The sequence below is a fragment of the Paenibacillus sp. FSL H8-0332 genome (assembly GCF_037963835.1).
GTDB lineage: Bacteria > Bacillota > Bacilli > Paenibacillales > Paenibacillaceae > Paenibacillus_AQ > Paenibacillus_AQ rhizoplanae.
This window is the reverse complement of sequence record NZ_CP150145.1, coordinates 1,629,312-1,641,681: the sequence shown is the minus strand read 5'-3', so window position 1 is coordinate 1,641,681 and position 12,370 is coordinate 1,629,312. Positions and strand designations below refer to the sequence as shown.

Annotated in this window: 14 protein-coding genes; 2 read left to right on the top strand and 12 right to left on the bottom strand. The window is 46.9% G+C overall.

All coding sequences use genetic code 11. The annotated features are described in order from the left end of the window. Nucleotides 1–44: 44 nt before the first annotated feature. From NST43_RS07030 to NST43_RS07015, 4 genes are all read right to left on the bottom strand, one after another. Nucleotides 45–1,604, bottom strand: coding sequence for a flavocytochrome c (locus NST43_RS07030; RefSeq protein ID WP_339223368.1), 1,560 nt, complete (start codon nt 1,602–1,604; stop codon nt 45–47). Nucleotides 1,605–1,729: 125 nt separating this feature from the next. Then, nucleotides 1,730–3,343, bottom strand: a complete 1,614-nt coding sequence (dcuS, locus tag NST43_RS07025) for a DcuS/MalK family sensor histidine kinase (RefSeq protein WP_339223366.1) — start codon at nt 3,341–3,343, stop codon at nt 1,730–1,732. Nucleotides 3,344–3,550: 207 nt separating this feature from the next. Then, a complete protein-coding gene (locus NST43_RS07020) occupies nt 3,551–3,910 on the bottom strand; it encodes an FMN-binding protein (RefSeq protein ID WP_036696731.1) in 360 nt (119 codons plus the stop codon). A 25-nt stretch (nt 3,911–3,935) separates the two neighbouring features. After that, nucleotides 3,936–5,366 (bottom strand): flavocytochrome c, encoded by a 1,431-nt coding sequence (locus NST43_RS07015; RefSeq protein WP_339223363.1) that lies wholly within the window; start codon nt 5,364–5,366, stop codon nt 3,936–3,938. A 184-nt stretch (nt 5,367–5,550) separates the two neighbouring features. Here NST43_RS07015 and NST43_RS07010 point away from each other — a divergent pair, with 184 nt between their 5' ends. Next, complete coding sequence (locus tag NST43_RS07010; RefSeq protein WP_339223361.1) at nt 5,551–6,009, top strand: hypothetical protein; 459 nt, start codon at nt 5,551–5,553, stop codon at nt 6,007–6,009. 135 nt (nt 6,010–6,144) lie between these two features. On the opposite strand, the gene NST43_RS07005 is transcribed toward NST43_RS07010, so the two are convergent. From NST43_RS07005 to NST43_RS06985, 5 genes are all read right to left on the bottom strand, one after another. Continuing rightward, entirely contained in the window at nt 6,145–6,399 is a 255-nt protein-coding gene (locus NST43_RS07005) for a hypothetical protein (RefSeq protein WP_209991468.1), read from the bottom strand. Between the two features lie 27 nt (nt 6,400–6,426). Beyond that, entirely contained in the window at nt 6,427–7,146 is a 720-nt protein-coding gene (locus NST43_RS07000) for a response regulator (RefSeq protein WP_339223358.1), read from the bottom strand. Nucleotides 7,147–7,193: 47 nt separating this feature from the next. Further along, the gene (locus NST43_RS06995; RefSeq protein WP_339223356.1) at nt 7,194–7,763 is read right to left on the bottom strand and encodes a hypothetical protein; all 570 of its coding nucleotides are present in this window, start codon (nt 7,761–7,763) and stop codon (nt 7,194–7,196) included. Nucleotides 7,764–7,838: 75 nt separating this feature from the next. Beyond that, a complete protein-coding gene (locus NST43_RS06990; RefSeq protein ID WP_339223354.1) occupies nt 7,839–8,480 on the bottom strand; it encodes a DUF4291 domain-containing protein in 642 nt (213 codons plus the stop codon). Between the two features lie 159 nt (nt 8,481–8,639). Continuing rightward, entirely contained in the window at nt 8,640–9,317 is a 678-nt protein-coding gene (locus NST43_RS06985; RefSeq protein WP_339223352.1) for a lactate utilization protein, read from the bottom strand. A gap of 113 nt (nt 9,318–9,430) precedes the next feature. On the opposite strand from NST43_RS06985, the gene NST43_RS06980 reads away from it, so the two are divergent. Next, entirely contained in the window at nt 9,431–10,114 is a 684-nt protein-coding gene (locus NST43_RS06980; protein ID WP_339223351.1) for a Crp/Fnr family transcriptional regulator, read from the top strand. A 120-nt stretch (nt 10,115–10,234) separates the two neighbouring features. Here the strand turns inward: NST43_RS06980 and NST43_RS06975 are convergent, their stop codons facing one another. The 3 genes from NST43_RS06975 to NST43_RS06965 all read right to left on the bottom strand — a co-directional run bounded on the left by NST43_RS06975 (nt 10,235) and on the right by NST43_RS06965 (nt 12,356). After that, nucleotides 10,235–10,729 carry a pentapeptide repeat-containing protein gene (locus tag NST43_RS06975; protein WP_339223350.1) on the bottom strand — a complete coding sequence of 165 codons (495 nt, stop codon included), beginning with the start codon at nt 10,727–10,729 and terminating at the stop codon, nt 10,235–10,237. Between the two features lie 5 nt (nt 10,730–10,734). Continuing rightward, entirely contained in the window at nt 10,735–11,028 is a 294-nt protein-coding gene (locus tag NST43_RS06970; protein WP_339223347.1) for an immunity 53 family protein, read from the bottom strand. A 749-nt stretch (nt 11,029–11,777) separates the two neighbouring features. Beyond that, complete coding sequence (locus tag NST43_RS06965) at nt 11,778–12,356, bottom strand: hypothetical protein (RefSeq protein WP_339223345.1); 579 nt, start codon at nt 12,354–12,356, stop codon at nt 11,778–11,780. Nucleotides 12,357–12,370: the final 14 nt, after the last annotated feature.

Sequence of the window (12,370 nt, the reverse complement as noted above, 5' to 3'; positions counted from 1 at the left end):
CTGCGGGGCATCCCTTTTACATAACAACAATATGGAATAATAGCTTATTGCGCTTTTACAAATTCAGCCGACTTGATTCCTGCCTGACGTCCGAAGATAATAATCTCGGCTACCGAGTTACCGCCGATGCGGTTCTCGCCGTGCAGCCCGCCGACCACTTCTCCTGCCGCGAACAGGCCGGTAATCGCCTTGCCGTCTTTGTTCAAGACTTCTGTGTTGGTGTTGATCACCACTCCGCCCATCGTATAGTGAATACCAGGGCCGATCTGAATGGCATAATACGGAGCACCGGACAGATCATTATCCATACCGGTAGTTCTGCCGAACTCGGTATCCGACTTACTCTTCACAGCACCGTTCCAAGTATCCACGGTAGTCTTAAGTGCAGCGGCAGGAACCTTCATCTGATCCGCCAGTGCCTCGATGGTATCTGCGGTCTTGACCACACCCATCTTGATGTATTGATCTACCGCCTTGACACGGGATTTGACTCCGGCGTCGAATACAAGATAAGCGGATTTCTCAGAAAGCTTATTAATTGAAGCCGTTACCTTGTCACGGGTATCCATCTCGTTGCCGAAGCGCTTGCCTTCAGCAGATACAAGAATAGCTCCTTCGCCCCGGACCGCTTCACCGATCAGGTAGGATTTCTCCTGCTGCACGGTCGGGTGAACCTGAATCTGATCCAGGTCTACGGTAGTTCCGCCGACTTTCTCGATCATGGCGATGCCGTCGCCGGTACTGCCAATCTGGTTAGTGGTGACCAGACCTTCCAGGTCCGGTCTGACTTTGGAGATCAGCTCCTTGTTGGCACCGAAGCCGCCGGTGGTTACGATAACTGCTGCTGCGCTGATCGTTTTGTCGTCGGCCTGGTTGAACAGCACCTTCACGCCGTTCACCTTACCGTCCTGTACCGTAAGCTCCTTCACATCCGCATTGACGAACAGCGGAATTCCCTGCTCCTGAACATTGCGGACGAGTCCTGCTACAAGATATTGTCCCACTGCCGAGCCGTCCTCCGGACGATGGGTACGCTTTTCCTTCATTCCGCCGGTAATGGTGATGTTGTTCAAGCGAATGCCAATCGAATCCAGCCAGTCAATGGCACTTGAGGAGTTATCCACGAAGAAATGAAGTAATTCCTTGTTGTTCGTGTCATGGCCGCCTTTTAGCGTCTCATTATAGAACAGCTCGTTGCTGTCTTCGATGCCCTGCTCCTTCTGGAACTTGGTCTGTGATGCATTCATCCCCGAGGAGGATTTCGTTGTATTCCCGCCAGCCATCGGCATCTTCTCCAGAATCACCGGGTTCATGCCGCTTGCCTTCGCTTCGAGCGCCGCAGACATACCTGCTCCGCCTGCACCGACAATGACGATATCGTATTTATCTTTTAATTGATCGTACGGAGTATAGCTCGCTTCGGATGCTCCCGACACGGCTTCTGCTGTCTCTTTAGGTGCAGCCGTTGCTGCAGGCTCAGTGGTCGCGCTGTTTGTTCCCTTGCTCTCATTCTTGCTGCTGCCCGCATTGTTGTTTCCGCAGCCTGCAATAACAAGCATAACGGAGAGAACGAGGATAAGCGCCGCTGTTGATCTCTTATTCATGTAAGTCTTGCCCCCTTGTGCATATTTTCACAATTATCATAGCGTCAAAGAAGCGGTTTGTGGAACCTTCCGTAAGTTATTAAAGAGTTTTGTAACTAAAGTAATCAGCGTGTGCCTTTAAATGTTCACACGCCCTCCTCTTCCTTCACCTCATATGGCACATCCACGATAAAATGCGCTCCCGACCCGCAGCCGGCGGCAAGCTCAAGATGGCCCTTGAGTTTGTCTACACTTTTCTTCACCAGATATAGGCCGATGCCCCGCTGTTCACCCTTGGAGGAGTAGCCCTGAACGAAGATCTTCTCCCCCAGGCCCGCCGGAATTCCCGGACCGTTGTCGCTTACCTCGCATAGCAGCCGCCCCTCTTCATATTGAAAAGCAAGCTCCACCCGCTTCACAGGTTGCTCACGGAGCTCCCCCAACGCCTCCAGGGCATTATCCAGCAGATTTCCGGCAATCGTAATCAGCTCATGAATCACCTGCGGATCAGCCGGCTCCGGCAAATAGCTGTCTCCGGTCAGCAGCAGCTCCATCCCCGCTTCGCGTGCCCGGCTCAGCTTCCCCAGCAGAAATCCCGCCATCACCGGGTCCTTGATCTGTCTCGTGATCGACCCAATCTCCTTCTGGTAATTGCTTACCGTTCCCAGAATATATTGCTGCAGCTCATCATACAGGCCCATATGGGTCATGCCCATAATGACATGCAGCTTGTTCATGAACTCGTGGGCACCGGAGCGCAGCGCTTCTGCATAGACAGAGACTCCCGACAGCTTCTCCGCCAGCACAGCCAGCTCGGTCTCATCCCGGAAGGTGGCAATCGCGCCAACGATGTTACCGTTCACCCGGACTGGCAGGCTGTTCACCAGTAAAGAGCTGTCTCCCAGCTCCAGCTCCTGGTCCTGTATCCCCTCTCCCTCAGCCAATACCCGCTCCAGACCCAGCTCCGGCCAAAACTCGGCAATCTGCCGGTTCATGGCGCTCCCGCCAATCCCCGCTGCCCGCAGAAGCCGCTGCGCCTCCATATTAAGGATGGTAATCCGCGCCTGCTGATCTACGGCAATAATACCCTCACGCGTGGATTCCAGCATCGCACTGCGTTCCTGGAGCAGCTTGGAGATGTCCTCCGGCTCCATCCCGAACACCATCCGCTTGATCTGGGCCGCCAGAATGAATGCTCCCCCCGCTCCCAGTAAGGCTCCCGAGACCAGAATGGCAATAATCGTCCACTCATTCAGCAGGACCAGCCGCTCGACCCGCTCCAGAGACAGACCCGCAATAACCACACCCACCTGATGCCCCCGGTTGTTATAGACCGGCACGAAGCCGCGCAATGATCTGCCGAGCGGCCCTGCCCCTTCGGAGATGCTCTCCCCTCCGCGCAGCGATATCTCCTGACCGCCTCCCGCAAAGGGCAGTCCGACCAGCGAGGCATCCGGATGGGAGTAGCGGATACCCTTCATATCTGTCACTACCACGAACATAATATCATTGCGGCGGGCGATCCTTGAGGTGTAGTCCTGAATCTCCTTGCTGTTGCCTTCACTAAGCCCCTCCGAGACCAGCGGAATCAGGGCGATAGTACGGGCAATCGTAATCGCCTTATCCTCCAGCGCCTGCCGGGTCTGTGGAATAATCTGATTCCGGAAAATAAAATATAAAATCAGCAATACCAGCAGGACAACGGCAGACACCATAACGGCGATCATTGTGCGCAGACTGTAGTTTTTTTTCCTGGCCACTGGTGCGAAGACCTCCCTTCATGTCCCATATTCCTATACCATTCGAACTATATTAGTTGAACTTGAATTTGTAAAGCTACTCCCGGGGATCGCTTCGGGGGGATGGAACAATGAAGAAGCAAGCCCAACCGTTCTGCCGGAGACAGGAGGGCTGGGCTTGCTCGGGTTATATGACCACAACTCTTTTATAAGCAATTGAATGATGGCTTACTGCTTCTTGGCCTGTTCCAGCGCCTGGGTCACCGCTTCAATAATCCCGCCGCTGGAGCCGGAAGCACCGGAGAGGGCGTCTACGCCTTCTGTGGTTTGCTTTTCAATAATTTCAGGAATGGTATTCTCCACGGCCGCATCGATCATCGCCTGCGTCTCCTTATGCTCCTCTACGGTAATGGCGTCGATCTTCTCATCCTTGATTTCTACCGCCACTTTAATATCACTCTTGACCCCTTTGCCTGTTCCATCATACGTCCCGTCCACATACTTGCCGGAAGATGAAGAGCATCCCGCCGTAAGTACTGTTGCAGCCGCGAGGGCAGAGAACAGCAAGGTTTTTGTCCACTTGTGCATGAGTAATTCCTCCTTCTGTAAATTCCTATTTCTTAAGTGCCTTCACAGCTTCATCCGCTGCAATCCGGCCGAAGGTAGTGATGTCTGCCAGTGCATTCCCGCCCAGACGGTTCGCGCCGTGTACCCCGCCGGTTACTTCGCCCGCAGCATACAGCCCGGCAATGACCTGATCCTTGGTATCCAGCACCTGAGCCTGAGTGTTAATCGCTACTCCGCCCATGGTATGGTGGATTCCGGGTGTTACCTGAATTGCATAATATTTACCCTTTTCAAAAGACAGCTCAAGATCCGGCCGTTCAAACTCTGTATCCTTACCGGAAGCAACGAAGCCATTATACGTATTCAGTGTATCCGCCAGTGCTTTGCCATCTATACCAATCTGTGCCGCCAATTCTTCAGGTGTGGCCGCTTCTTTGACCAGATCCATTCCAAAATAAACCTCGGTGGCCTTCAGGTTCGCACGCAGCTCATCATTGAAGATCAGGTAAGCTACTTTGCCGGACTGGGCCAGAATATTCCGGGACACGACATCGCGGGTCAGCAGTTCATTCGTGAACCGTTTGCCTTCGCTATTGACCAGAATCGCACCGTCTCCGCGTACCCCTTCCGTGATCAGCACGCCTTGATTCGGAATGGTGGTCGGATGAATCTGGATCTCCTTCATGTCTACTAGCTTGGCACCGATCTTCTCTGCCATCGTTGTACCATCGCCGGTTGCGCCTGGATGGTTAGTGGTAGAGAACCCTTCCAGCTTCGGCTGGTACCCCTTGATCATGTCCATATTGGCTCCAAAACCGCCAGCCGCCAGGATAACGGAATTCGCACTAATCGTGTACTGCTTGCCATCCTTATCCGTCACCTTCACGCCGGTAACCACGCCGTCCTTATTCTTGACGATCTCATCGGCCGTCGTCCGCAGGCGCACATCAATCTTGTACTCCTCCAGCTTCTTCTTCAGCGCGACTACGATGAAATTCCCGGCCGCTTCCCCGCCTGCCGGACGGTGAATCCGGTTCACGCTTGCCCCGCCTGCGCGTCCCACTTCAGACAGCTCGGCTCCATTCTCCTTCAGCCACTCCACTGAAGCCGCCGCACCGTTCGTAAGCGTTCTGACCAGCTCCGGGTTATTGAGGTTTTTGCCGCCCTTCATGGTATCCTCGAAATGCAGCTCGGGACTGTCTTTGATGCCAGCCGCTGCCTGATAAGGTGTTCCTGCCGCATTCAGCCCGCCTTCCGCACGGACGGTGTTGCCTCCAAGCATAGGCATTTTTTCGATCAATATAACCTTGGCTCCCTGATTATGCGCTTCAATGGCAGCAGTCATTCCCGCGCCGCCGCCGCCGATAATTACGATGTCCGTAGACTCCCCTTTGGTGCTGTTACATGCAGGCAATACCACCAGACTTGCCAGCAGCAACCCTTTGCCCAGCAGACTTCCCCATCTCTTTCTGTTCATTCTGTTCTCCTCCAATTGTAATTGTGCATATTTTCACAATCATCATAACCTGAAGGAGCCCTGACAAGAATATTTAGTAATTAAAGAAATGATAAAGTAAATAAAGGTAGTGAATTTGCTTGAATGTGTTTATAGATTTATAATTGGAGCTTATACAACCGTATCACTAGGAGGAGCAGAAACTATGGAAAAAAGCGAAAAATATTGGCTGGCCGGTGCTGTTCTGGCAGCAGCCGGTGTCTCCCTGATGAGCTACACCGCAAGCCGCTATACTTCATTTAAAAGAGTAGTTGCCCGAACCATCCGTCTGGAAGATATCGCTGCACTGGAAATTACCCGCCTGTCTTCTGTTCCCGGTGAACAGAAGGATGTTGTGCTCACCGAGCCGGAAGCGATTAAGCGGATCTACGATGATTTCTCCGGCGTCCGCCTGATGAAATCCGCCCGCAATGTCAACACAGACAACAAGTACAGCTATTACATGACCATCGTCCAGGCCGACCGGAAGCAGCGGTTCGACATTATTTTGAAGGGCGAGCATCACATGATTATTTATGACAATGACATGAACAACCCGCACCTGGTAGCCTACAAAATCATTAACGAGTTCAGTCCGCTGGCTCTGCAGCAGGCCTTCGATTGATTCTGCGCACGCTTATGTATGGCATAGCTTAATAACCTTCACAGCTAATGTGACGGCTATATGGAGTCATGGAACGCCTGGGGCAGCCTTGGGACAACCGTGACTCCGTTTTATTTGTGCGGCCGGCTCCCTTGCTCATTCGTATATTTTTCCGGCATACAGTATGCCTGCGATGAAGCTCCAGTCGATATTCTGCGGCGCGGGCCGCTTCAGATTCTCATAATATCCATCCATATCCTCCACCCAGGATTGGACTCCTTCCAGATACAGCTCCACACTGCCATTCTCCCATTCACCCGGATTCGCGCTGTAATCCTTAGCCAACAGACCAAGGAATGCTGTGAAGTCTTCCCTGCTTCTAACCTTCTTCAGTGCTTCATGCAGTTCCATGCTCCAGCTCCTTCCACCCTTAGCTACTTATAGATATTTACGGATAAGTTCATGCCCTTCAGGTCTCACCTTATACATATACACCGGCCTGCCTACCGCCCCGTAGCTAAGCTCCATCTCTAGAATGCCTGCCTCCGTCAGAAAAGCCAGATATTTGCGGACCGAGATCCGCGAGATTGGCGCATGGCTGCTGATATCCTCCGTGGAGAACACCGGGCTCTCCAGCCGGTTAATCGTGCTCCAGATGCTCTCCAGCGTGCCTTCGGCAAGCCCCTTAGGCAGCGGCAGCGCAGCGAACCTCTCCTCTTCTGTCCCCAGCGAATGCCGCAGCAGCTTATCCAGCTGCTCCTGGCTGAGATGCTCCTTGTGCATCAGCTTATAATCCTCACGATACGCCGACAAGGCCGCCTGAAAGCGGGCAAACTCAAACGGCTTGATCAAATAATCCACGGCCCCGTTCTGCAGCGCCTTGCGGATGCTGGCATTGTCACTGGCGGCGGAGATCACAATGATATCCACCTTGCTCCCCTGCTCCCGCAGAGTAGAGAGCAGTTGCAGCCCGCTGACACGCGGCATATAAATATCCAGCAGAATCAGATCCACCTGCTGTTCCTCCAGCAGAATCAACGCCTCATCCCCAGTCACAGCCCAGCCTACATATTCAAAGCCCGGAACCTGCTCCAGATAATGGCGGTTGAACTTCGCCACCATCGGGTCATCCTCTACGATCAATACTTTAATGTTCATGGGTTCTCCTTGTCTTTTGTGCAACTATAACTAATATAACGACCATATTATTTATCCATTTCTAAAAGAATGACCGAATCGTCACTTAAAAAAGTATCCGCCGTTAGTTCATTTTGCAATAAAACCATCAATACCTTAGTTACTTTGGAAAAAATTGCTTCGCTAGAACCAACTACGCTGTGGGCACCACAAGCAAATGTAATTCTTCCTGAATAAAGCCACTTTGATTCAATAGCAATTTCTTTTGCAGAATTTAGAATTATTTCAGCATATTCAGCAGGAATACCTGAATAGATGTTTTCTTTACCCTGCTCTAATTCAGAATGGAACATAGAGTTGGAACTATCCCCTATTACGGTTTTTATTATTAACTTTGATGTTTGATTAGCTATGAATTCTATTCCCAATAACGCATAGTATGAACTATTCCGTGGAAGTTTCAATTCCAAAGCCAGTTTTTTATCCTCAGAAACTATTGGTCTAGACAGTTCCAATGTAATTTCAAGTTCTTGGCCCAATTTAATAGGGATTGAAGGTAACTCATTTTTCCATATAACCGCTTTTCTAAACTTGCCCAAATCATTAGTAACTTTCAATTTTCCCCATCTCCAGGTCATTTGGTCCAAATCGGTAAACAACCTTAAATTCGTCTTCAAATTCTTTAAGTAATAATACAAATGATGCCAATAAAATCACCCCGTGGTCCCCATCTTAAGTATTCCTAAGGTTCGTTTAATAGAATTCTCCACAGGATACGGGGTCTCCTTAGACAACAGATCCATGCTGAACGTCCCGGATTGTATCGCTTCCCTGGTATCGGCTACGTACTCTGTGATGTCGTGAATCTCTACAATCCATTTATGAATGTAATTATGCACCATCTCGCCTCTTAAGCCTAACTGGATGGCTCTTCCCGGTAATTTGTTCCCATGGATATCTCTGTCAGGGTCCCATTGACATCTCACTTGGGAATCCTGTAACTTCATATGCCATTCCTCTTGGGAAACGTATAGGTCAGGATCATATGAGGACAGGACTACCTGTGACAAAATATGATTGAAGCCCTCTCTGGTGATATCAATCGCCAATATCCGTTCCTGATCCGTTTTGGTCGCCCACCCTGCCCGGTACATCATCCACAAGAAGGACGGCTTAATCCAAGTCATTCTATCTATTCTAAAAGAAGGTCCGAATTGTCCAAGCCTTAATACCTCATCTGCAATTTTGTGATTATACGCTTGGTATACTCTGACCGTTTGATCATTGTAATGGGCCATGATTATTCTGTCTTCTGCATCTATCGTCCGTTCCAGTTGTTTTCGCGCAGTTGTCATTTGAATAGTTGCCTCCGAATATTTTTCAATGCTGCTCCCATCAGTATATTCTGTCTCTGCTATTCAGTCTAACTTCAAAACAACACTTTCTCCCAAATATAAAAATGCGGCTTGGGATAGATGAGATTCTTCTACCCTTAAGCCGCTATTAATCCTTATTCAAAATCCCAAAGACTCGCCAACGAGGATAACCTTTATTCTCCCCGCTGTTTTACACATTCTTGTTTCGACGATGTAAGAACAGATACAATCATCTGATTTACAATCTCCGCAAGCACCATTGATTAGGCAGGGCGTTTTTTGCGGCGAATGTAAAAATGGGCTGGATGAAACCGAACAACGGTTTGCATTAATGGGGGCGGCATAGGTTCTGGCTCTTATCACTGCGTCTTCAGCCGTCTTGCAGACCTTATTCATCCCAACGACAGCAACCACACTTCTCGGTCCAAAAGTAATCGCTGCCACCCGATTGCCCACACTGTCGATATTGACCAATATCCCATCTTCGCTGATAGCGTTAAAGCTGGTTAAATAGGTGTCGCACAAAAGAGATTGGCGCATGAGATCATAACGTTCCTCCATGGTCTGCGCTGTATCACGGTCAGTGACTGTATAGCTGCCTTGACGTACCCGATTAAGAAGCCCGATTTCCTCAAGTGTGACTGACCCGCCCCATGATACTGAGGACTGCTCAGGAATCAAGGATAGTGCCTTTTCTACAGCTTCAATGGCATTATCACAATAATAAGCCTCAAACTTTCTGTTTTGCAGGTTTTTAATGACCTTGGAGGCTAACAGCCGGTTTCTCGCTTTGATTGAATCTTCTTTCGCTTGCATTGTTCTTCCTCCGTTCTGACGTTAGACAAGGTAGCTAAACTTCGTGTGTATGTATGATTAATATAGTATAGTAAAAATAAAAAGGATGTTGCACGTGCAACGAGAAGCCTCTTATGAATAACTTAGAGTCCCTATGTCAATCACGTTTATTTTCAGGGATTTCCTTAAGTGATATATCCCAAATGCTTAAATGTCTGTCAGCCACACGGAAAGAATATGCAAAAGATGAGATGGTAGTCCGGGAGGGCGATTTCGTTGATGATGTCGGCATCATATTGCAAGGTACCGCTCAAAGTACGAAATTGAACGTCAAAGGAAAACAAATTATTGTATCCCTCCATTACCCGGGTGGATATACCGCTGTTCTCACAGCAGCCAGCCGTGGAAGAAGATGCCCTATGTCAGTACAGGCCATAGAACCTCTTGAAGTTCTGTTTATTCCTATCCAAAACATATTGAGTCCTTGCACAAAGTTATGTATGGCACACGAACAATTACTTGGTAATCTTTTCGATAGTATTGCCGAGCGGGCGTTAGAACTGCATGACCGGAATGATTGTCTGATCATGCCGACTATTCGGGATAAGGTTTTAACTTATTTAACAAGAGTTAGGCGTGAGGCTGGAGCCGAAACTTTTACAATTCCCTTTGACCGGGAAGCGATGGCCGAATATCTGGACGTAGACCGCAGCGCCCTATCCAGAGAGCTGGCATGGATGAAGCGGGACGGCTTGATTGAGTTCTATAGAAATGAATTTAGGCTATTGCAACAAGCAGCAGAAAAGGATTTTCACTAAAGGAAAGCAGGGCTGGTGTCTTCGCTTATGTAGGGTTGTCGTTATGGGGGATTTCTCCGTGTATTTAATTCTGATTGGATGATATTGGGGATGGTTTCACGAAGGCTTTATTCCTTAGGATTATTTATCTCCAACCATAATTGCTCCGTATTCCAAAGGGTCAAACCCCAATGGCCAAACGGTGTTATCATCGAACATGGCACCTTCTAAAAGGCAATCTTGTATCCTTTCGCACACCATATTAGCTCCCATTAATTTTGAACCTTTAAAATCAGTCTTCCATACATCAGCTCCGACTAAAATAGCATTATTTAAGTTAACATTACTTAAGATAGCTCCTGTTAGCTTGGCATTTGTAAGGTTTGAAGACTCTAAATTAGAATTTTCAAGCATCGCCACCATTAATAAAGCGCTTGTTAAATTCGTTCTACTTAAATTTGCCTCTCTTAGCTCAGCACCACGTAAATTGGTTCCGATTAAACTTGCTCCGCATAAATTCTCTTTATTTAGTATAGCTCTATGCAGGTTTAGATTATCCAAGTTTGATTGTTCAAGAGAATCTACATTTAGTTGTATGGGTTCATTTACTATGCTATAAATAATAATTACATTCACACTCCTTATGTATTAATTGTTGCCCACTGATAAAAAAATTTTAGTATTTCCTCAAGATTCCCCGGACCGCCCACACCAGTAAAACATCCATCTTGTTTTTTACAATAAATCCAGTCATCATCAGTTCGCTCTATTCGAACTACATCCATCTGTTTATTCTCCATCTCCAACCCGTCTAAAGTTATTGCAACATGCCAACCGGGATTGTCAATAGAAGTAATTCTAATGCCACCAACATGTTCCCATTCTCCATCGCACTGTGAGGCGTACCAATCTTGTAACCATCTTAAAATCTCCATTCATTGCCCTCCTATATGGTTGCCTTCTTAAGGATCTACTCTCTTATTGGATCAGTAAAATCATTTTCATCCCTAGTCTGGAGAAACTACTACTTCCTGTTCGTACAGTCTCAGCGCATTACTAGCTAATCAAGGTTTAATGAAGACTTTATCTTACTTTAATCTTTCACTGGGACATACTCACAAGGATTTTTAACAAAACCTTACCAAAATCCCCATAGCCTTCCGCAATCTGAACATTTAAAAAACATGTTCATTTCTTGATATAAATCTTCTGAATAAATACTTCTGTGATAATTATTGTAATTCACATCCGAAATAAAGTTATATTGTATTTTGTTTGGGATTTCTTGTAGATTCAGAATCTTCCCACAACTACACATCATTTTGGGCATATCGATATCTCCTTTAACTCAACTAGTTAAATATTTTTCACCTTACATTTACTTTTAAAATATTCAACAGCGTTCTCTTCATTGAATAGAGTAGAGGTGCAATGTTTAAAATAGCCTTCCTATCCGAGCGGCATATTGTACAGTTGCGAGTAAATTCGGAAAAACCGTAAGGAAACGAAGATAAAAAAACAGGTTAATTATGGTAGTATCTGACCATAATTAACCTGTTAAATGCAATGGAATAGCGTTATTTAAGCAATAAAACTAAAGCATTTGATGTGCGTACAACCGATATGGAGAAATCTTTATACGGGTATTACATAGGTTAAATGTGTTGTTGATTTAATGATAAATTCATTCGGCATTGGATAGCCCCTCCGACTTGTTTAGTGTAGTGAAAATGGCTGTATTTGTTGAAGCAACAATCCCTTCTTCTAAGTCCTTCCTTTTATCAACCGGAATATCATAGAATATATATCCCACAATCTCATCGCTCGTATTTAGTAATAACTCAATGTTTGGTAAAACTAGTCTTCGTGTAATTTGTTCGATGCGTTCTAGCAGAAAGAATAGTTTATTATCACCATACATGACTGTAAAATTATCTTTTGAGTCTATAATCTTTTTATCGTTCCATACATCAATATCAATTATTGGATTCCCTATACATTTAGGTATATCACTAAAATTTGTTAGTTCTTTTGAAGAATATTCAATGTCGTTGATAGATACTATTGTAATACTAAATATTTTCTTTGACTCACTGTTTACTTTGACTTCAATGAAAGATGATTTGTTATTAAATATCCTGTAATAAAATAACTCCTTTGATGGAATATCATTTAAAGGAAACTCAACGGTTATAGGTACGTAAAAGTCTGTCTCCAAATAAGATTTTATCTCATCTTGTGATATCCCTTGTAATTTTAGCATCTTCTTCCTCCCTG

Coding starts and splice junctions, on each gene's coding strand:
- NST43_RS06990 (WP_339223354.1), bottom strand. CDS start 8,480: ATGACAACTGCGCGAAAACAACTGGAACGGACGATAGATGCAGAAGAC.
- NST43_RS07000 (WP_339223358.1), bottom strand. CDS start 7,146: ATGAACATTAAAGTATTGATCGTAGAGGATGACCCGATGGTGGCGAAG.
- NST43_RS06965 (WP_339223345.1), bottom strand. CDS start 12,356: ATGCTAAAATTACAAGGGATATCACAAGATGAGATAAAATCTTATTTG.
- NST43_RS06970 (WP_339223347.1), bottom strand. CDS start 11,028: ATGGAGATTTTAAGATGGTTACAAGATTGGTACGCCTCACAGTGCGAT.
- NST43_RS07030 (WP_339223368.1), bottom strand. CDS start 1,604: ATGAATAAGAGATCAACAGCGGCGCTTATCCTCGTTCTCTCCGTTATG.
- NST43_RS07015 (WP_339223363.1), bottom strand. CDS start 5,366: ATGAACAGAAAGAGATGGGGAAGTCTGCTGGGCAAAGGGTTGCTGCTG.
- NST43_RS07010 (WP_339223361.1), top strand. CDS start 5,551: ATGGAAAAAAGCGAAAAATATTGGCTGGCCGGTGCTGTTCTGGCAGCA.
- NST43_RS06980 (WP_339223351.1), top strand. CDS start 9,431: ATGAATAACTTAGAGTCCCTATGTCAATCACGTTTATTTTCAGGGATT.
- NST43_RS07005 (WP_209991468.1), bottom strand. CDS start 6,399: ATGGAACTGCATGAAGCACTGAAGAAGGTTAGAAGCAGGGAAGACTTC.
- NST43_RS07020 (WP_036696731.1), bottom strand. CDS start 3,910: ATGCACAAGTGGACAAAAACCTTGCTGTTCTCTGCCCTCGCGGCTGCA.
- NST43_RS06985 (WP_339223352.1), bottom strand. CDS start 9,317: ATGCAAGCGAAAGAAGATTCAATCAAAGCGAGAAACCGGCTGTTAGCC.
- NST43_RS06995 (WP_339223356.1), bottom strand. CDS start 7,763: ATGACCTGGAGATGGGGAAAATTGAAAGTTACTAATGATTTGGGCAAG.